This window comes from Pseudomonas syringae group sp. J254-4 (assembly GCF_032586855.1).
GTDB classification, from domain to species: Bacteria; Pseudomonadota; Gammaproteobacteria; order Pseudomonadales; family Pseudomonadaceae; genus Aquipseudomonas; species Aquipseudomonas amygdali.
This window is the reverse complement of record NZ_JAWHOO010000003.1, coordinates 229,416-248,611: the sequence shown is the minus strand read 5'-3', so window position 1 is coordinate 248,611 and position 19,196 is coordinate 229,416. Positions and strand designations below refer to the sequence as shown.

At 58.8% G+C, this 19,196-nt stretch carries 24 protein-coding genes; 14 read left to right on the top strand and 10 right to left on the bottom strand.

What is annotated here, in order from left to right; translation table 11 throughout:
• The first annotated feature begins 52 nt into the window (after positions 1-52).
• The 14 genes from RYB09_RS06205 (at position 53) to RYB09_RS06140 (ending at position 11,725) form a co-directional block, all read left to right on the top strand.
• Positions 53-1,516: a transglycosylase SLT domain-containing protein gene (locus tag RYB09_RS06205; protein WP_316887649.1), complete on the top strand. Its 1,464-nt coding sequence runs from the start codon at positions 53-55 to the stop codon at positions 1,514-1,516.
• 1,083 nt (positions 1,517-2,599) lie between these two features.
• Positions 2,600-3,520, top strand: a complete 921-nt coding sequence (locus tag RYB09_RS06200; protein WP_058407442.1) for a sigma 54-interacting transcriptional regulator — start codon at positions 2,600-2,602, stop codon at positions 3,518-3,520.
• A gap of 50 nt (positions 3,521-3,570) precedes the next feature.
• Positions 3,571-4,479 (top strand): sigma 54-interacting transcriptional regulator, encoded by a 909-nt coding sequence (locus RYB09_RS06195; protein WP_058399579.1) that lies wholly within the window; start codon positions 3,571-3,573, stop codon positions 4,477-4,479.
• Between the two features lie 91 nt (positions 4,480-4,570).
• A complete protein-coding gene (locus RYB09_RS06190) occupies positions 4,571-4,897 on the top strand; it encodes a hypothetical protein (RefSeq protein WP_058399580.1) in 327 nt (108 codons plus the stop codon).
• A gap of 52 nt (positions 4,898-4,949) precedes the next feature.
• Positions 4,950-5,987 carry a type III secretion system effector HrpZ gene (gene hrpZ / locus RYB09_RS06185; RefSeq protein WP_058399581.1) on the top strand — a complete coding sequence of 346 codons (1,038 nt, stop codon included), beginning with the start codon at positions 4,950-4,952 and terminating at the stop codon, positions 5,985-5,987.
• 27 nt (positions 5,988-6,014) lie between these two features.
• Positions 6,015-6,389 carry a type III secretion system inner rod subunit SctI gene (sctI, locus tag RYB09_RS06180; protein ID WP_058399582.1) on the top strand — a complete coding sequence of 125 codons (375 nt, stop codon included), beginning with the start codon at positions 6,015-6,017 and terminating at the stop codon, positions 6,387-6,389.
• 8 nt (positions 6,390-6,397) lie between these two features.
• A complete protein-coding gene (gene sctJ / locus RYB09_RS06175) occupies positions 6,398-7,204 on the top strand; it encodes a type III secretion system inner membrane ring lipoprotein SctJ (protein WP_058399583.1) in 807 nt (268 codons plus the stop codon).
• On the top strand, positions 7,204-7,731 hold the full coding sequence (locus RYB09_RS06170) for a hypothetical protein (RefSeq protein ID WP_058399584.1): 528 nt from the start codon (positions 7,204-7,206) through the stop codon (positions 7,729-7,731). Before sctJ ends, RYB09_RS06170 begins: the two co-directional genes overlap by 1 nt.
• 35 nt (positions 7,732-7,766) lie before the next feature.
• Positions 7,767-8,348 (top strand): type III secretion system stator protein SctL, encoded by a 582-nt coding sequence (gene sctL / locus RYB09_RS06165; RefSeq protein WP_058407441.1) that lies wholly within the window; start codon positions 7,767-7,769, stop codon positions 8,346-8,348.
• Positions 8,349-8,431: 83 nt separating this feature from the next.
• Complete coding sequence (locus tag RYB09_RS06160) at positions 8,432-8,656, top strand: type III secretion protein (RefSeq protein ID WP_002552406.1); 225 nt, start codon at positions 8,432-8,434, stop codon at positions 8,654-8,656.
• Positions 8,643-9,074, top strand: coding sequence for a type III secretion system protein HrpG (locus tag RYB09_RS06155; RefSeq protein WP_058399586.1), 432 nt, complete (start codon positions 8,643-8,645; stop codon positions 9,072-9,074). The genes RYB09_RS06160 and RYB09_RS06155 overlap by 14 nt, the downstream gene beginning before the upstream one ends.
• Before the next feature lies 1 nt (position 9,075).
• Positions 9,076-11,175: a type III secretion system outer membrane ring subunit SctC gene (gene sctC, locus RYB09_RS06150; RefSeq protein WP_005778267.1), complete on the top strand. Its 2,100-nt coding sequence runs from the start codon at positions 9,076-9,078 to the stop codon at positions 11,173-11,175.
• Positions 11,172-11,375 (top strand): HrpT family type III secretion system protein, encoded by a 204-nt coding sequence (gene hrpT, locus RYB09_RS06145; RefSeq protein ID WP_002552409.1) that lies wholly within the window; start codon positions 11,172-11,174, stop codon positions 11,373-11,375. The genes sctC and hrpT overlap by 4 nt, the downstream gene beginning before the upstream one ends.
• Positions 11,376-11,377: 2 nt before the next feature.
• Positions 11,378-11,725, top strand: coding sequence for a hypothetical protein (locus RYB09_RS06140; protein ID WP_002552410.1), 348 nt, complete (start codon positions 11,378-11,380; stop codon positions 11,723-11,725).
• A gap of 204 nt (positions 11,726-11,929) precedes the next feature.
• On the opposite strand, the gene sctU is transcribed toward RYB09_RS06140, so the two are convergent.
• From sctU to sctD, 10 genes are read right to left on the bottom strand one after another with little or no spacing between them, the layout of a single operon-like run.
• Positions 11,930-13,009, bottom strand: coding sequence for a type III secretion system export apparatus subunit SctU (gene sctU, locus RYB09_RS06135; RefSeq protein ID WP_058407440.1), 1,080 nt, complete (start codon positions 13,007-13,009; stop codon positions 11,930-11,932).
• Entirely contained in the window at positions 13,006-13,800 is a 795-nt protein-coding gene (gene sctT / locus RYB09_RS06130) for a type III secretion system export apparatus subunit SctT (protein ID WP_058399588.1), read from the bottom strand. The genes sctU and sctT overlap by 4 nt, the downstream gene beginning before the upstream one ends.
• Positions 13,801-14,067: a type III secretion system export apparatus subunit SctS gene (sctS, locus tag RYB09_RS06125; protein WP_002552413.1), complete on the bottom strand. Its 267-nt coding sequence runs from the start codon at positions 14,065-14,067 to the stop codon at positions 13,801-13,803. It lies immediately after the preceding gene.
• Positions 14,068-14,074: 7 nt separating this feature from the next.
• Positions 14,075-14,728: a type III secretion system export apparatus subunit SctR gene (gene sctR, locus RYB09_RS06120; protein WP_057430737.1), complete on the bottom strand. Its 654-nt coding sequence runs from the start codon at positions 14,726-14,728 to the stop codon at positions 14,075-14,077.
• Positions 14,725-15,114 (bottom strand): FliM/FliN family flagellar motor switch protein, encoded by a 390-nt coding sequence (locus tag RYB09_RS06115; RefSeq protein WP_316887648.1) that lies wholly within the window; start codon positions 15,112-15,114, stop codon positions 14,725-14,727. The genes sctR and RYB09_RS06115 overlap by 4 nt, the downstream gene beginning before the upstream one ends.
• On the bottom strand, positions 15,104-15,820 hold the full coding sequence (locus RYB09_RS06110) for a type III secretion system protein (protein ID WP_122259248.1): 717 nt from the start codon (positions 15,818-15,820) through the stop codon (positions 15,104-15,106). The genes RYB09_RS06115 and RYB09_RS06110 overlap by 11 nt, the downstream gene beginning before the upstream one ends.
• Positions 15,817-16,389, bottom strand: coding sequence for a type III secretion system HrpP C-terminal domain-containing protein (locus RYB09_RS06105; RefSeq protein ID WP_122259247.1), 573 nt, complete (start codon positions 16,387-16,389; stop codon positions 15,817-15,819). Before RYB09_RS06105 ends, RYB09_RS06110 begins: the two co-directional genes overlap by 4 nt.
• 6 nt (positions 16,390-16,395) lie before the next feature.
• Complete coding sequence (locus RYB09_RS06100) at positions 16,396-16,842, bottom strand: YscO family type III secretion system apparatus protein (RefSeq protein ID WP_122259246.1); 447 nt, start codon at positions 16,840-16,842, stop codon at positions 16,396-16,398.
• Positions 16,843-16,844: 2 nt separating this feature from the next.
• Positions 16,845-18,194 carry a FliI/YscN family ATPase gene (locus RYB09_RS06095; protein WP_122259245.1) on the bottom strand — a complete coding sequence of 450 codons (1,350 nt, stop codon included), beginning with the start codon at positions 18,192-18,194 and terminating at the stop codon, positions 16,845-16,847.
• On the bottom strand, positions 18,191-19,165 hold the full coding sequence (sctD, locus tag RYB09_RS06090) for a type III secretion system inner membrane ring subunit SctD (protein ID WP_058399593.1): 975 nt from the start codon (positions 19,163-19,165) through the stop codon (positions 18,191-18,193). The genes RYB09_RS06095 and sctD overlap by 4 nt, the downstream gene beginning before the upstream one ends.
• Positions 19,166-19,196 lie beyond the last annotated feature (31 nt).

The following is a 19,196-nucleotide window of genomic DNA, read 5'->3' as shown; positions in this document are numbered from 1 at the left end:
CCGTAACGGTGAACGTGCCACGTAGGATGGACACGTTCAGGACATTCCCCCCATGCCCGCCGTTGCCTCCTTCGTATCGCGCCCCCGCTTGCTGGCTCGCGCTATTCAAATCGCTGTCCTCGCCCTGGGCTCGCTGTGTGTGGGTTGTCAGTCTGTGGACTATTCAGCACCACGGCAGGAACGCAATCCGCGGCTGGTTACGGGCCTGGTCTACTGGGGGGGAGATGATCAGGAAGGTGCGCGTGCGGCAGAGAGCATTTCCGATTTGCCCGTGTATAACGGCGAGGACGTGTGGCAGCGCGTTGCCCAACGCAGCAGGCTGGCGGATGGCCTGGGTATGAATGAGCGTATCGCTCGCCAGCGCGACTGGCTGCTGAGCAATCGTGGCTTTATCAGTGGGGCAAGTGTCCGGGCCAGCCCCTATCTGCATTTTATTGTCGAGCGCCTGGACGAGCGCAATATGCCGCTGGAGCTGGCACTGTTGCCAATGATCGAAAGCTCCTACAACCCGATGGCCAATTCACCGGCCGCTGCGGCGGGCCTTTGGCAATTCATGCCTTCTACCGGGCGCAGCTTCAATCTGTATCAAAGCGCTACGTATGACGCGCGCCGTGACGTGGTGGCATCCAGCAGGGCGGCGATGGATTACCTGACCCGCCTGCATGATCAGTTCAATAATGACTGGCTGCTGGCATTGGCGGCCTACAACTCGGGCGAAGGCACTGTCGGCCGGGCGATCGAGGCCAATCGGCGACGCGGACTGCCTGTTGATTACTGGCACCTGAATTTGCCCAGGGAAACCCTGGATTACGTGCCCAGGCTGCTGGCGCTCTCGCTGATCGTGCGCAACGCCGCTACCTACGGTGTAAAACTCACCCCGGTGGCCAATACACCATATTTCGACGTGGTCGAACTCAACCATGCCGTAGACCTGACCCAGCTTGCGGCCACTGCGGGCGTGGATGAGGGGCAGTTGCTGAGACTCAACTCGGCGTTTCTGCGCAAAAAAACGCCGGATGGGCCGGGGCGGTTGCTGCTGCCCAAGACTCAGAAGCAAGTGCTGACAGCCGGTATCGCGCGAATTACCGGAGAATCGCCTGTAACCAGGAGCGCCCCTCAGCGCGTTGATAAGCCTGTGGTCGAGCACTTGGCATTACCCCGGACGCCGCAGCCGGTGCGTGTGGTCGAGCGAACGCCGGTGCCCAGGCCCGTGCAGGCGGTGGAGGTGGCTGAACGGGCACCTGTGCCCAAGCCCGTGGAACCCATGCAGGTGGCAGAGCAGGCTTCTGCGCCGCAAACACCACCCTTGGTACCGGCTGTCGAGCATAAAGAGCCGCCGATGACCCCGCGGAGACCGCCAAGGGAGGCATTATCGGTGCCTAGCGTGGTACAAGCCGGGCGCTATGTGGATGACCGCTCGTCGCCTCGCAGACGTGATGATATCGAGGATCGTACGGGCCCGCGCGAGCTGCCAAGCGGCCCGCGTATCGTGGTCTATGCCAGCGGTTCACGCTAATAACCTGCGGTTTTAAAGCCGAATGCCTAGCAAAATCACCTGAAAAATGCCCTTTTTTGGTGCTTTTTCTTGTTGGTGTTTCGGTGTGACTCGCCGTTAAGACGCTATATTTCAACGCTGATACGTCCTTGTTTTTGTTCTCGTTCGTGGCAGGTAGCCATGAACTTTTTACGCTCGCCGACTATTTTCGCTGAACTTTTGTAAAGGTTTGTAAGCTAGTGCTTACACACATTTAGAAACATTCTTCCGTGATGACGAGGTATCACCGATCTTTATGGTGGCCACCTTTGGCGTAGCGACAGCTTGCGATTGGCGGATTGTCCTACACTGAATCCTTTCAGTTAACTATCCCTTCCCTCCAATTTTGAGTCTACGCGCAACGAAATCCACTCGTTCGGATAGCCGAATGGCTGGGTGGCAAAAAGCTATCTCGTTTCGAGCCCGAAAACCGGGAGAATTTTGTAACCCTCCATGCCGAGGGTGAGCAGCGTTCGGAAAACCGAATGAATGAAAACCTGTGAGTAACGCTGTTCAGCGTTACGTGTAACGTCTTCCGTTTCCAATCAGTAAGTTAAGTTTCAATGTCGAACTTTTTGTTTTGGTTCGGTAGTTGGGTAACTTAATTTTCCTTGAGGGGGGACTGGTTAAGTGTGTGTTTCCCGTTTTTATTTCTTTCAGCCCGTTATTAGTTGAGCCCTTTCATGTGGCCTGTAACGGTACGTTGGTTTTTTATAAGTCGAGTCACTTTGCTGCACGGTTTTTTCTAATAATAAACCGTGTGATTACATGGTTTTTTGCCCGGGTCCAAGACGGGGCAGTCGGACGAACGGCCCGCACGCCGGGGGTTTTAAGATTTTTTTGAACGGTAAGCGCTTGATCGGAATGGAATATCGATAGATTAAACTAATCATCCCAACAGTCTGGCTCTATGCGGGTGTTGCTCGTCATATGACGATATTACTATGATAATAATTCTCAACTTTGTGAGCTTTTTCTCATTTCATGGGGAACTAAATTACTATATGTGTGCCTTGTAAGACGTGGTATTAATAGTCCGCTTGCCACCCACAGTGAGAGTGATCGATGAGCACAGACATTGATAAGGACGTCCGAGAGTGTTGGGACGTAACTGCATTATCCGCTGGTCATCAAATTGCAATGAACAGCGCATTTCTGGATATGGACTTGCTGCTGTGCGGGGAAACCGGGACGGGTAAAGACACCCTGGCCAATCGCGTTCATGAACTGTCCAGCAGGTCCGGGCCCTTTGTCGGCATGAACTGCGCTGCCATCCCCGAATCGTTGGCAGAAAGCCAGTTGTTCGGTGTCGTCAACGGCGCATTTACCGGTGTCTGCCGCGCTCGCGAGGGCTACATCGAGGCGTCCAGCGGCGGCACGCTTTACCTCGATGAAATCGACAGCATGCCGCTCAGCCTCCAGGCCAAGCTGCTTCGCGTGCTGGAGAGCCGGGGAGTCGAGCGGCTGGGCTCGACCGAATTCATTCCACTGGACCTGCGCGTGATTGCTTCCGCCCAGCGCCCTCTGGATGAACTGGTGGAACAAGGACTTTTTCGTCGCGACCTGTTTTTTCGGCTCAACGTGCTGACGCTCCACTTGCCAGCCTTGCGCAAACGTCGCGAACAGATCCTGCCATTGTTCGACCAGTTCACCCAGGAGATTGCCGCTGAGTTCCAACGTCCCGTTCCTGCACTGGATAACGGGCGTGTGCAGATCCTGCTCAGCCATGACTGGCCGGGCAACGTGCGCGAACTGAAATCCGCGGCCAAGCGGTTTGTGTTGGGGTTCCCGCTGCTGGGGGCCGAACCGATGGATGCTCGCGATCCGGTGACAGGTCTGCGCATGCAGATGCGCGTGATCGAAAAGATGCTTATTCAGGATGCGTTGAAGCGGCATCGACACAATGTCGACGCCGTGCTTCAGGAGCTCGAACTGCCTAGACGTACGCTTTACCACCGTATGAAGGAGCTGGGAGTTGCTGCATAGATCGCAGCAACGGCTGGAGTCCAAAAAGCTGATGTCTCGGGAGTCATGTGATGGATCTTGATGAGGGGTTTGATGACGACCTGGACGAGGAGCGTGTTCCAAATCTGGGGATCGTCGCTGAAAGCATTTCGCAACTCGGTATCGATGTGTTGCTGTCAGGCGAAACCGGAACCGGCAAAGACACGATTGCCCAGCGCATTCACGCAATGTCGGGTCGTAAAGGTCGCCTGGTTGCGATGAATTGCGCTGCGATTCCGGAGTCTCTGGCGGAGAGTGAGCTGTTTGGAGTGGTCAGCGGTGCGTACACCGGTGCTGACCGCTCCAGAGTCGGCTACATCGAAGCGGCACAAGGCGGAACGCTGTATCTGGATGAGATCGATAGCATGCCGCTTAGCCTGCAGGCCAAGCTGCTGAGGGTGCTCGAAACCCGAGCACTGGAGCGACTGGGTTCGACTTCGACGATCAAGCTGGATGTCTGCGTGATTGCTTCGGCCCAGTCGTCTCTGGATGATGCCGTCGAGCAAGGGAAATTTCGCCGCGATCTGTACTTTCGCCTTAACGTGCTGACACTCCAGCTGCCACCGTTGCGCACACAGCCTGAGCGCATTCAGCCCTTGTTCAAGCGCTTTCTGGCCACGGCTGCCAAAGAACTGGACGTTGCTCCGCCCGATGTCTGTCCGCTGCTCCAGCAGGTACTGTTGGGGCATGACTGGCCCGGCAACATTCGTGAGCTCAAGGCTGCTGCAAAACGTCATGTATTGGGTTTTCCGGTGCTGGGCGTCGACCCGCAGAGTGAAGAACACTTGGCCTGTGGGCTCAAATCCCAGCTGAGGGCGATTGAAAAGGCCCTGATTCAACAGTCACTCAAGCGTCACCGTAACTGCATTGATGCGGCAAGCCTGGAGCTGGACATGCCACGCCGCACGCTCTATCGACGTATCAAGGAGTTGCAGATCTGATTTTTTGCAGAGTGCTGGAACCGATTTAAGGGTCGTTACCACCTATCTGTACCAAGCAATTACGCTGGTACAGACCAAGGGGTATCACGTTATGAGCATCATGAGTTCTCTGACTAACGCGGGTCGCGGTGTCGTTAACACAGTGGGTGGCGCTGCGCAGGGTATCAACAGCGTCAAGAGCAGCGTCGACCGCAACACTGCACTGACCAAAAACACGGGTAGCACTGACAGTATCGATGCTACCCGCTCGAGCATCAGTAAAGGTGATGCAAAAAGCGCCGAGCTTGACGGCACTGCGAACGAAGAGAACGGCCTGCTGCGAGAGACGAGCATGCTGGCGGGCTTCGAAGACAAGAAAGAAGCGCTTTCCAACCAAATCGTTGCGAGCAAGATCCGGAACTCGGTCGTCCAGTTCTGATTTCTTGAATGCCCCTTCACACAGAGGGGGCTGCTACTTTGAGGAGGTTGTGATGCAGAGTCTCAGTCTTAATAACAGCACGCTGCAAAGCCCGACGATGGCGCTCGTTCTGATCCGTCCTGAAACCGAGACCACCGGGGCGAGTACATCCAGCCGGGCGCTTCAGGAAGTGATTGCGCAGCTTGCCCAGGAGCTGACCCATAATGGTCAACTGGACGAGAGCTCGCCATTGGGCAAGTTGCTCGGCAAAGCGATGGCCGCCAGTGGCAAGGCTGGCGGCGGCCTCGAGGACATCAAGGCTGCGCTGGACACGCTTATCCACGAAAAGCTGGGCGACAATTTTGGCGCTTCTGCCGACAACGCCTCGGATGCCGGACAACCCGACTTGATGACACAGGTGCTCAATGGCCTGGCCAAGTCGATGCTGAATGATCTTCTGACCAAGCAGGATGGCGGCACTCGTTTTTCCGAGGACGACATGCCGATGCTGAAAAAGATCGCGCAGTTCATGGACGACAACCCCTCACAGTTTCCCAAACCGGACTCGGGTTCGTGGGTGAACGAACTCAAGGAAGATAACTTCCTCGACGGCGACGAAACAGCACAGTTCCGCTCGGCACTCGACATCATCGGCCAGCAATTGGGCAGTCAACAGAATGCAGCCGGCGGTCTGGCGGGCGACAGCAGCGGTGGTGGCTTGGGCAGCCCTGTGAGCAATACGGAAAATTCGCCTGGTTCACTGGGTGACCCGCTTATCGACGCTAACACCGGCCCCGCCAGCAACAGCAATCCCAATGGTGATGTGGGCCAGTTGATCGGTGAGCTGATAGACCGAGGCCTGCAATCGGTATTGGCCGGTGGCGGCTTGGGAACACCTGTGAGCACCGCCAATACTGCCCTTGTGCCTGGCGGCGAACAGCCGAATCAGGATCTGGGTCAGTTACTCGGTGGCTTGCTGCAGAAAGGTCTGGAAGCGACGCTTCAGGATGCTGGCCAGACCGGCACCGGCGTGCAGTCCAGCGCTGCGCAAGTTGCCTTGCTGCTGGTCAACATGCTGCTGCAAAGCACTAAAAACCAGGCTGCTGCCTGACTGACACCCGCCTGACGGAGAACTCAAGTGACCATTTCCCACCTTGGTAATGTTAAAAACATCTCGCCGGAGCTCGGGCAGGATGTACCACAAGGGCTCGTTTCAGAACCTCCCCAGGCGGATGTCGATATCTTCACCGCCGCAACGCGTCCGGATAATGTCTCAAGCGGAGCACCGCTTTCCGAGCATATCGCCAGCGCGATTTCCGGTGGTCTGGGCGAAACCGAAAAAATGTCCCAGCAAGCCATGCGCTCCATGAAAAAGGCCTCGGGCAGCGGAGAGGCACTGGATATCGCGGCGATGACTCGCACATTGTCGCAATGCTCGCTGCAGACAGCGCTCACGACCAAAGTCGTCAGCAAGACTGCGCAGGCAATCGACAAGCTGACCAACCTGCAGTAGAGGTTCTCGTGAAATTTCTGAGCGCAGGGCTGCTGTTGTTTTGCATGTTGTTGCTTGGCGGGTGCAGTGATGAAACCGATCTGTTCACTGGCTTGTCCGAGCAGGACTCCAACGAGGTGGTTGCACGCCTTGCGGACCAGCACATCGATGCGCGCAAGCGCCTTGAAAAGACAGGTGTCGTGGTTACGGTCGCAGCCAGCGACATGAACCGCGCCGTACGCGTGCTTAACGCTGCCGGCCTGCCACGCCAGTCGCGCGCCAGTCTGGGCGACATCTTCAAGAAAGAAGGGGTCATTTCGACCCCTCTCGAAGAGCGTGCCCGCTACATCTATGCCCTGTCTCAGGAACTTGAAGCCACGCTGTCGCAGATAGACGGCGTTATCGTGGCCAGAGTGCATGTGGTGCTGCCGGAACGCATCGCTCCGGGCGAGCCGGTGCAACCTGCTTCTGCGGCGGTATTTATCAAGCACTCGGCTGCGCTGGACCCGGACAGTGTGCGTGGGCGTATTCAGCAGATGGTCGCCAGCAGCATCCCTGGCATGTCCACGCAATCGGCAGAATCGAAGAAATTCTCCATCGTTTTTGTACCGGCCACCGAGTTTCAGGAAACGACGCAATGGGCCAGCTTCGGACCGTTCAAGCTCGACAGCGAAGATTTGCCGTTCTGGCACCTGATGCTTTGGCTGGTACCGGCCGGTGTTGTCGTATTGCTGCTGATTATTGCGCTGCTGCTGCGCAGTGACTGGCGTGCCGCGCTGCTTCGGCGAATCGGGTTCGGCGCCCGGAGTCGATCAACCGTACCGGCGCGTGCCTGATGGAGCTGATTGCCGAGGAGCACTGGGTTCAATGGTGGTGCAACCCCTGGCAGTTTGCGCATCCGGACTGGCAACGCCGTTTTGCCTTGAACTGCGGGCTGACACTCAGTGACTGTGACGGGCTGATGGCCAGTCGTCACAGCGTATTTTTGCAGAGTGTCGGCATTGACCCCGATCAACCGCCGATGCCTGCCGAGCCGGTGTTGCGCTGGCTGGCGCTGACACCCATACAGCGTGACCGGGCGCTGGATCTGGCCGGGCGCATCTGCTTTTGCCGAAATGAAAGCGATGGCGCTGACGGGCAATGGTGCTGGGCGCTGACCAAAGCGCTGCGCCCCGGCGTCTGGCTGGAACTTGCCAACGAAGACCCTCGCTTGCTGTTGGGGGCCTGGCTGGGGCCTGAGTATTGGTCGCGATTGCGTCTGGCCTGGGCGCCAGATGAGCTTCCCGACACCCCGTGCGAGGCACCCGAGAATAAACTTCAGACGTTGTGGCAGGCCATTTTATGGCGTGTCACGGCGGTTTGAATTCGATCCGGTTCGCTCTGTATCAGGAATTCCCCATGCTCGCCAAACGCAGTATTACGCTGACTGCCACTGCGCTTCTGCCTGAACCTGTGCTGCGTCGTGAAGACATTGCCAACAGCCTGCTGGCTCGCGATGTTCTGGCCGACGCGCAGCGCCAGGCAGAGCAAATGCTGGTTCTCGAACAAGAGAAGGCCGACCTGCTGCATCAGCAGGCGCTGGTCAGCTTCTGGGAAAACGCCAATGCGTTCCTCGCTCAATTGCAGGTGCAGCGTGAAGTGTTACAGCAGCAAGCAATGACCGCCATAGAGGAATTGCTCAGCGAGTCACTTCGGCACCTGCTTGACGACACGACGCTGGCCGAGCGCGCCAGGGCACTGGTGAAAAATCTCGCGGCCAGTCAGCTCAACGAAGCGGTGGCGACCCTCAGCGTTCACCCCGATATGGCCGAGCCGGTCGCCGAGTGGCTGGCTGACAGCCGGTTTGCCCAATACTGGCAGCTCAAGCGCGACGCATCGCTGACCACCGAAAGCCTGCGCCTGAGCGACGCCAATGGCGCGTTCGACATCGATTGGGCGACGCTGCGCAACGGGCTGGCAGGCCGTGACTCGTCTGCCTGAAACAGGCTCTTGCGCCGAAAATGGAACCGCACCAGCCGTTTGCTCCACTCAAGGTTTGAACCTTCCTGCTGGAGTAAAAGGACATGATAAGTTTCAAATCTCTGCAAAATAACCTCGACAGCACGCTGAATCGCGCCTTGTCCGACGTGGATGACGTGCTTGAGGGTGGCAACGGGCATTTTACTGCCGACGACATTGATGCCTTCGGTGAGGCAAGTCAGCAGGCCGCTGTCAGCTCCAACATTGCTGACCAGTGCCAGCAAGCCGGCTACAAAATGACCAAAAATGTCATCGATGGATTTCAGTGAGTTCGCTGAGGTCGTCGGCCAGTGGTGTGATCAGCGTCCGGCGACTGCGCTGGACTGCTGGGTCGACGACGCCAACGCCCGCCTGGAAGTGGTTGGTCATGGAATACGTTGCAGCATCGAGCTGCTCGATCCCTACGATGCCAATGACTCCCAACGCATCGAGGCGTTGCTCAGCCACGGGGGTGCCAGTCTTGCGTGTGCCTGTGATGGCGCCTTCGCCATTGATCCGCAGACCCGCTGCATGGTCCTGGTCACCTGGATACCCAACCCCTGCAACCTCGCCGATCTACTCGATCGCCTTGAAAGCCTGGCCAATCAGCGTGCGGCCTTGCTCAGCCTGATGCATACCACCATTGGCGACATGACGCCCGCGATATCCGGGCGCACGACCCTCAATCACCGGCAACCGGGAGTTTGAAATGCGCAAGGCCTTGATGTGGTTGCCTTTATTGTTGATCGGGTTGACCCCTGTTACATGGGCGGTCACCCCCGAAGCCTGGAAACACACGGCTTACGCCTACGACGCCCGGCAGACTGAACTGACCACGGCGCTGGCTGACTTTGCCAAAGAGTTCGGCATGGCGCTGGACATGCCGTCCATTCCAGGAACGCTCGATGGCCGGATTCGTGCCCAGAGCCCGGAAGAGTTTCTCGATCGGCTTGGTCAGGAATACCACTTCCAGTGGTTTGTCTATAACGACACGCTCTACGTCAGCCCGTCCAGCGAACACACCTCGGCGCGCGTAGAAGTCTCATCCGATGCGGTAGATGACTTGCAGACGGCGTTGACCGATGTAGGCCTGCTGGATAAACGCTTTGGCTGGGGCGTCCTGCCTAACGAGGGTGTGGTGCTGGTTCGCGGCCCGGCAAAATATGTGGAACTGGTGCGTGACTACAGCAAAAAAGTCGAGACGCCGGAAAAGGGCGACAAGCAAGACATTGTTGTGTTTCCGCTCAAATACGCCAACGCGTCGGACCGGACCATTCGTTATCGTGATCAACAACTGACAGTAGCGGGTGTCGCCAGCATTCTTCAGGATTTGCTCGACACGCGTTCTCGCGGCGAAGCCATCAATGGCATCAACCTGTTGGGGCACGGTGGCGCAAATGCCGGACTCGCGGGTGGCGGCGCGGACACTCAAAGCCTGCCTCTGGATTCCAGCGGCATCGATACCGGCGCCTTGCAACAGGGCCTTGATCGGGTGTTGAGCTATGGCAGCGGCAGCAAGAAATCCGGGAAAAGCCGTTCCGGTGGCCGCGCGAACATTCGTGTAACAGCCGATGTGCGCAACAACGCGGTGCTGATCTATGACCTGCCTTCGCGCAAACCAATGTACGAGAAACTCATCAAGGAACTGGACGTCTCACGCAACCTGATCGAAATCGATGCGGTGATCCTCGACATTGATCGCAACGAGCTGGCGGAGCTCTCCAGTCGCTGGAATTTCAACGCAGGCAGCGTCGGCGGTGGCGTCAACCTGTTCGACGCGGGCACCAGTTCGACGATGTTCATTCAGAACGCGGGCAAGTTTTCTGCAGAGTTGCACGCGCTGGAAGGCAACGGTTCAGCGTCCGTGATCGGCAACCCGTCCATTCTTACCCTGGAAAATCAGCCGGCTGTCATTGACTTCAGTCGTACTGAATACATCACGGCGACCTCAGAACGCGTCGCCAATATCGAGCCCATCACCGCCGGGACCAGTCTGCAAGTGATCCCGCGTTCACTGGACCACGATGGCAAGCCTCAGGTGCAACTGATCGTCGACATTGAAGACGGCCAGATCGATATCTCCGATATCAACGATACACAACCCAGCGTGCGCAAAGGCAATGTCAGCACCCAAGCCGTCATCGCCGAACATGGTTCGCTGGTGATCGGCGGTTTCCACGGGCTGGAAGCCAATGACAAGGTCCACAAGATCCCCTTGCTGGGCGACATTCCCTACATCGGCAAGCTGTTGTTCCAGTCCCGCAGCCGCGAACTGAGCCAGCGCGAACGTCTGTTCATTCTGACGCCGCGGCTGATTGGTGATCAGGTCAACCCGGCTCGCTATGTGCAAAACGGTAACCCGCATGACGTCGATGATCAGATGAAAAGGATCAAGGAGCGACGCGACGGTGGGGAGTTGCCGACCCGCGGCGATGTCCAGAAGGTCTTCACCCAGATGGTCGATGGAACTGCCCCCGTGGGTATGCGTACCGGCGAAACACTGCCATTTGAAACCGATAGCCTCTGTGATCCGGGCGCGGGGCTGACGCTCGACGGTCAACGTTCGCAGTGGTACGCCAGGAAGGACTGGGGTGTTGCGGTTGTCGTGGCGCACAACAATACCGACAAACCGGTACGTATCGACGAGAGCCGCTGCGGTGGTCGCTGGGTCATCGGCGTTGCCGCCTGGCCTCACGCCTGGCTGCAACCGGGTGAAGAGAGCGAGGTGTATATCGCTGTGCGCCAGCCACAGATATCGAAAATGGCAAAAGAGAGTCGGCCATCACTGCTCAAGGGAGCGAAACCATGAAGATCAGTAGCATTGCAGTTGTGCTGGTGCTGTTCGCTACCCTGTCAGGGTGTGCCACCCATGGCTGTACGGGAGTTGCCTGCAAACGTCCGGACTCCACAAACCGCGAACTGGTCATCTGGTGGCCGCCGGACATGCGCGACGGTCTGGACGACCAGGACCACGAGCGGGATTACACTGTCGTGAAGTTAAAGGATTAGAAATGATTGAGGTAAAGGAAAAAGCGGCGTTCTACTACAACGTTGCTGCCCAGAGCCCTGCGGTCTGGCCGGTGGCAAACGGGGTGTCCTTCGTCAGTCGGCGTGAGCATCATGACTGGGGCATCGCGCTGCACATCGAGGGGCGTGCGCTGCGTCCCGAGCAACTGAGAGAGGCGCTGCAAATGAGGTTCTCAGAGGCCGAGCGGTTCAGAAACTACTTTCTGTTTCTGGATGTACAGCGTGATTTTGTAGTGTGGCATGCCGTAAGCGACGCGCCGGATGCCGTCACCAACCTGGATGACATCCGGCGGCATGAGCTGATGCTGGCAGGCCTGGAACACCTGGCTTAGGCAATTCGGCCAGCATGAAAGAAGACCGCCCCTGCAGAGGAGGCGGTCTTTTTTTGGGCAGCTGGAGCTGCAGGCACGAGCTACAGGTAAGGTAATGTTGAGGATTGTTTCAGGACGCGGTCTTCTAGAGGCTAGAGATTGAAACAGGGCGTGGGGGAGGGCTGGTGCATAAGCACCTGTTACGCCTGGCTTGCAGCTCCCAGCCTAAAGCTCCACCTCAACCTGAATCACTTCATCGGTGATTTCATCCAGCTGGCGAACCACTTTGTAGATGTGCCCGACAGCTTGCAGCGTGGGGCGAGGGATGTATTTGCCCACCTTGGCGCGGTACAGCGTTCTTGTCAGCCAGATGCTCTGCACCACCGGGATACCGGCCTTTTTGGCCCGAGCAATCAGCGCCAGGGCTTCTTCATCCTCACCCTTGCAATGAATCAGCGGCAGAGGCGTCTCGCCTGGCCGGTAATACAGCGCCACCGCGTAGTGCGTCGGGTTGACCAGCAGCATGTCCGCTTCCTCCACCGGATTGGGAGCGGTGCTGGGCTCCTGGTTGAGGATTTCATGGGACAGTTGTCGACGATGACCTTTGACATGAGGGTCGCCTTCGGACTGTTTATATTCTTTCTTGATGTCCTCGTGGCTCATGCGCAGCTTCTTGGCGTGAAAGTATTTCTGCATGGCAAAGTCGACCATGGCGACGACCAGCAGCAATCCCAGAATAACGCGCAAAATATGGCGAAAGAGTTCGACCAATGCGTGCCAGTACGTCGTCAGGTCGCTGTTGGCCAGCAGGATAAGAGCACCAAGCGCGGGCTTGACCTGCATGTACAAGGTCGCGCCAATGGCGACAGCCTTGAGGACACTGAGCAGCAGGTTGAGGATGTTCTGCCCGGAAAACATCTGCTTGGCATGCGAGAAGGGGTTGATCTTGTTGATGTCCAGCTTCAAGGCCTTGGGCGCGAACAGAAAGCCGATCTGCATCCAGCTGCTGACCAGGCGCATCAGCATGGCCATGCCGACGCTGCATAACGTGAAGCTGAGCAACACGGAAAGGCCTTCGCTGGCGATCAGCTCGACGGATGCAGCAAAGCTCCGGTCAATACCTTTGAAAGACAGCGCCAGCAAGGATTGCAATCGGTCGACGCTGTCATCGGCCAGGCCCAGGGTGATTTCACTGACGACCATCAGCACCAGCAGTTTGCCAAGGTCCTGACTCTGCCCCACCTGGCCTTTTTCGCGAGCGTCACGTATCTGTTTGGGGGTAGCCTTTTCGGTTTTTTCACTCACGGCACTTGCACCAGAAGCGCCAGCAGCGACTTCAGATCAACCAGCTTCAACAGTTGACCGGTGCCCAGCTCCAGCAGCGTTGGCAGGTAGATCAACAGAAAGGCCAGGCCAGCCATGCTTTTGGCTGGCATGGCCAGAATCGATACGTTCAGTTGCTGTGCATACAGACCGATGATCGCAAACGCGGCTTCGATCAATAGCAGCAGGGCAATGAACGGCGCGGCATACAACAGCATGTGTTGCATGGTCTGGTTGAGCTGTTCCAGAAAGATATCCAGGCCACCTGCGGTCATGCCCGGCAGCCAGGCAGTCGGTGGCCAGACGCTGTAGCTGTCCCAGATGACCTGAGTGATGAGTGAAAGGCCGCCAGTGAGAATCACCAGCATGATCAGGGTTTCCTGAAACAATTCGCCCAGCGGTGTGGCGTCCGGACCGAGTGCCGGGTTCAACTGGCCACCGCTGAGCGCCCCGCGCTGACTGTCGAGCAGGGCACCGACCGAGGCAAACATCCAGAACGGCGCATACAGCAACAGCCCCAATAGCGTCCCCAGTACCGCCTCTTTGATCATCAGGCCGCCGATGGCAAACCAGTTATCGTCAAGAGAACCCAGCGCGCGGCTGATTGCGGGAGCCGGGACCATCGCCAGCACGGCCACCACCGCATAGCGCAGCGGGCCTTTCAGGTATTTGAAACAGAAGGCTGGCACCAGAAGCATGCACGGCAGCAGGCGCGCCATCGCCAGACCCATGCCCAGCATGAATTGGAACGCTTCGTGGGCGTCGAAGGGCATTTAGTGATTGACCCCGGACCGTGCAATCAGGTCGAAGGCCATATTGATGAACTGAATCAGCTCGACGCCGATCCAGCGGCCGGTCATGGCCAGGGTCAGCCCGACCGCCCCGAGTTTGATGCCGAACGGCAGCGTCTGATCCTGAATCTGCATGAGTGCCTGCAGCAGCGAGGTGAGCACCCCGACCAGCACGGCGACACCCAGCGGCGGAGCGGTCAGGATGACGACCAGAAACATGCCTTGCTTGAACAGCGCCAACGCTTCCATGGCCGCCTCACATATAGGAATAGAAGAGACTGTCGAGCAGGCGGGACCAGCCCGAGACCAGCACGAACAGCAGCAGCTTGAGCGGCAGCGACAGGGTCATCGGCGAGACCATCTGCATGCCCAGGGCCAGTAGCAGGTTGGAGACAATCAGGTCAATGACGATGAAGGGAATGTAGATCAGAAAGCCGATCTCGAAACCGGCCTGCAACTCCGATAACACAAAGGCCGGAATCGCCAGCAAAAGGTCGTTCTTGTTGGCCTGGTCGGCCATTTCCTTGGGCCACATACGCTGGGTGTTTTCCAGCAGATGGGCGACCACATCCGGGTCGGTATTGCGGGTCATGAAGCGTTGCAGTGGCTCGATCACTGTTTTCAGACTGGCTTGCAGCTTGTCGGCGCTGCCCAGTTCCAGCGGGTGTTCATGGACCCGTTGCTGGATCTCATGCGCCACCGGGGCCATGACGAACATCGTGGCGGCCAGGGCAATGCCGTACAGGGCCATGTTCGGCGGCACCTGCTGAACGCCAATTGCGTTGCGGGTGATCAGCAGGGTCATGGCGATTTTCAGAAAGGCGGTGCAGACAATCAACAGAAAGGGGATCAGTGACAGCGAGCCGAGAAACAGCGCCAGCATGATCGGGTTTACGCCCTCCATGATCATGAGCGGGTCACCAGGCGGGTAATCTGCAGACCCAGGCGACCCTCGACATCCACAAGTTCGCCCTCGGCCACCACCTGTTCGCCATGGCACAGTGTCGCGTGCCCCGGCGAAATGCCGGTGACTTCAAGGATGGTCCCGGCATCCAGCCGGCGCAGTTCGGCGAGGGTCAGCCTGAGCTCGCCGCAACGCAGGGTCAGGTCCAGTGCCAGCGAATCAAGCGCTTGGGGCTCGTCCTGTTCTTCCTGCGCTGCGTGATCGTCCGGTTCGGTCGTCGCATACCCGGATGGCTCGCCGTCGTCTTCTTCGGACCAGTGCTGTTCAGTCGACGGGTCTTCATAGTCGTCGAGCATATCGACATCTTCCTGATACAGATCTTCAGTACTCATGGTGGCGGTGCTCCTCATGACTGAGCCGCAAAAAAAGACGCTGCGCGTGCTGGTCGGTCTGTGCCGCCCATTGCCGTCCTGCCAGGCTCAGGAACCCTTGACCGGCGCTGTCGAACTGGCAGTGGGCGGGCAGCACCACGTCACCGGGGCGCAGCGAGGCGATTTGTTCCAGGGTCAGCGACATTTCACCGATGATCAGGGGGCTGGCCACTGACCAGGACTCATCCACAGTGCGCATGCGGGCTTGCCAGGGCGCCGATTGCAGCAGCCTGAGCAGTGTGTCGGGCGTGGCATGCAAGTGCGCGTGAAGCTGCTCACCACCGCGCTGTACCTGAACCCGGCAGCCCAGGGTGAGTGCGTGCGGTCTGTTGTGCAGGGGTTCGATCGGTGCCAGCAGTCGGGCAATGGTCGGACTCAGGCGTTGATTGAACAGCTGCCAGTACCAGGCTTGTTGCTCGCCCCCGAGCGTAAAGGGGATATCGCCCAGCAGGCTGAGCAGCGCTTCGGCGTCGCTGAGCAAAAGGGGGCCGACGGATGTGCTCAGCCAGACAGCGCCTGCCGGTTCGCCTGTGTCGGCAAGCAGTGGCAACAGGGTCAGTTCGGCGTCCTGACCTGCGGCGCTGAAGCCCAGGCTCTGACCGGCACCCAGCTCACGCGTGGCCTGAGCCAGCAGGGCATCGACCTTGCGCAGACGCAGCGCGCTCATGCTGCAAGATCTTCATGCAGGTCCAGCTCAACGTCATGGCCGAGTGCCCGCGACAGTGAATCACGGCATGCGCCGGTATGACCCTGCAAACGCTTCAGAACGTCACGACGGGCGAAGCCCAGCTGGATGCTCCAACGGTGTTCGGTTTTTTCGGCATTGACGCGTACTGTCCCCAGGCTGGGCATCAGCAGGGTAAACGCCAGCGGGCCGACGGGCTGTTCGGGCAAACGCTGCGCCAGCTCGTCGATCAATTGGGGCGGTACATTTTCGGCGTGCACGGGCAGGGCGATGCTGCTGCCGCCGAAGCCTTGCTGATCAGGCTCTTCGCCGACCTGAGGTATCAGCAGTTGGGAAAAGAACAGGCCGTCGGCGCTCTCCGGTGTCTCTGTCGCCGAACGGTTTTGTGCGAAGCGGACCTTCGGCATGTCGGTACGCGTTGTACTGCCAAAAGCCGGTGGATTCTCATCAGCCTTGTCCGGTGCGCGCTGCGCGGGCGCAGAAGGCGGCGTGGCATGCACTACGGGTGGTGCCGTTGGCGCTTTGGCCGGGTGTTTGATCGGTGCGGTCATCGTCACTTAACCTTCTTCGTTGAGCGTCTCCTCCATGCAGGCGAGTTTCTCGACCGCGCGCTGAGACGCTTTGGCTTGCAGGCGCTTCTGCTCAAGCAACGCCTGCTGTTCGGCTACCCGCAATTGCTGTTGCTGCACGTCCTGCCGAATACAGGCCAGGCGGTCGAGCATGTGTTTTTCTTTCTCATGCCATCGGTCGATATCGTTCAGGCTGATGGTCTTTTCCAGGTGTTGCTGAGACAGGCCCTCGCGACGCCGCTTGTGGTTGTCACGTTCCTGATCCAGCGATGCCCGTGTTTTTGATAAGTGGTCGAGCATCGATTTCAGTTCCACCTGCGCGTGGCGATGAGCCCGTTCAGCGCTCGCCTGACGATGCTGGCGCAGCGGGGTCAGCAAGCTGATCACCTGTTCCAGTGCCGCGCGCTGTGGGTCGTCTTCCAGTGTGTCGTCCATGATCACTCCGGCAGTCGGGAGGTAAGCCGCAACAACCCGTCCAGGGTTTCCTGCAAGGGCACCGGCTCACGCAGGTCCTGGCGCAGAAAGGCGTTGATGTCGTCATTCAGTTGCACCGCGCAATCGGTCACCGGGTCTGCACCGGCCTGGTATTCGCCCAGCCGCAGGAGCATTTCCACTTGTTTGTAGGCAGCCAGTAGCTGGCGCAGACGATTGTTCGCTCGCTGGTGTTCGCGGCCGGTGACATTGCTGAGGATCCGGCTGATGCTGGCGGATACGTCAATGGCGGGGTAATGCCCGCGCTCGGCCAGCTTGCGGGACAGCACGATGTGCCCGTCGAGCAGTGAACGCACTTCATCCGCCACCGGATCGTTCATCGAGTCCTGCTCGATCAGCACGGTATAGAGGGCGGTGATCGAGCCGTTCTCACTCATGCCGGCGCGCTCGACCAGGCGTGGCAGCAAGGTGTAAACCGAGGGTGGCAGGCCGCCACGCCCCAACGGTTCGCCCGAGGCAATCCCTATCTCCCGCTGCGCACGGGCAAACCGGGTCAGGGAGTCGAGCAGCAACAGCACTTTCTGGCCTCGTGCGCGGAATGCCTCGGCGATAGCGGTCGCGGTGAACGCTGCGCGTGCGCGCTCCATGCTTGAGCGATCGGAGGTGGCACAGACCAGCACCGAGCGGGCGCGTAGGGTTTCGTCCAGTTCATGGTCGAGAAACTCGCGCAGCTCGCGGCCCCGTTCGCCGATCAGCCCGAAGACGATGACATCGCAGCCCATGTTGCGGGCCAGTTCGGCCATCAGTGTGGTCTTGCCACAGCCAGCACCGGCGAACAGCCCCACACGTTGACCTTCGCCCAGGAGGATGGCGCTGTCGATGGCGCGTACCCCGGTGGGCAGGGCGTTGGTGATGCGCGGGCGCTGGGTGGGTGGCAAGGCGTCGGCGATCACTGGCAGTGTTTCGCGACGATCATCCGGTCCGGCAAAAGCACCGAGGCAATCACCGAGCAGCGGACGTCCGAAGCCATCCAGAACACAGCCCAGCAAACTGTCGTCAACGCCAATCCGGTGGGCGATGCCCAGCGGGCGGATCGGAGCCCCGACCTGAATTCCGTCGGGTGCGCCCAGGGCGCTGAGCAGCGTACATTCCTGAGTGAAACCGACTATTTCAGCCAGCAGGAAGCTGCCGTCGGCTTTGCTCACCTCGCAAAGATCGCCCACCTTGGCCGCAGGAATCTTGCATTCCAGCAGAATTCCGCGCACTGCACTGACCCGGCCACTGACGCGCACGGCGCTGTAGTCACGCAAGCGCGCTGCGTGGGTGTCTTTCCATTGGCTCAGTGCAGCATTCACCAGTTCACCTCAATGTGGCGATTGCCGTCGAATTGCAGGCGCTGATTGTCGATTCGCGTCAGGCGCAGGCCATCCACTTCGTCACCCACATAGATACGGCGGCCGTCTGCAGTCACCAGATGCGCATGCGGGCCGGTCATGATCTGAACCACCACGAAGGGCAGGGCGCTACGTGTGCTGGCGACGTTGTCGAACACCGTCACCGGCGATTCATAGCGGTCCTTGAAACGCTGCAGCATGCGTTGATAGACCAGCAGGGATTCCTCTTTGAGATCGCCGTTGAGCACCAGCCCCTCGGCTGTTTCTTCCACGCTGACATCGGTCAGCAGCCGGTCGCTGAGCATGGTGCCCAACTGATGGCGGACTGCCTCCGCGCTGGTCAGGCGTATGCGTTTGTCGGCCGCGGGTTTGATGGTCTTTGCCGGTGTTGGAGGTGTCTCTGCCGGTGCCTCTGCTGTGACCGAGGCCATGTGGCCGGGGCCTTGGTCCATTGCAATGGCGGGCGGGCGGGTCAGGCTCCAGGCGCTGCCGATGACACCCACCAGCAAGCCGGCGATGATCCCTGTGGTACGGTTGAGCAATTGCGAGCGCGACTTGACCTTTTTCAGCGGCACATCATTGCGTGCTGGCTCGGGGTCAGCCTGTGGCTGTTTCGGGATGACTGCTGGCACTGAAGGCCACTCATCGTCTGCGGGCGAAACGCACAACCACACTGAACCCAACATGAACGCAGTGTTGAGTGTCAGGTCAATGCTGGGCCGGGCGTTACCTTCTTCGTCGCACACCGCGCCTTCTTCAGCGTTCAGTGTCCAGCTGTCGTCCAGGCGTTGCAGGCGGCAGTGCAGGCTTTCCACACCCGCGTCGTCCAGTGCCAGATCGTGTTGCGCGGCAGAGCCAATCGACCATTGCTCGCCCACCAGTGGCAAGGCTGCGCCTTGGTGCTGACCGTTCAGTACGCGTAATTCAAACATCTGAAAGTCTCCCTTTGCTCAAGCCTGAAAG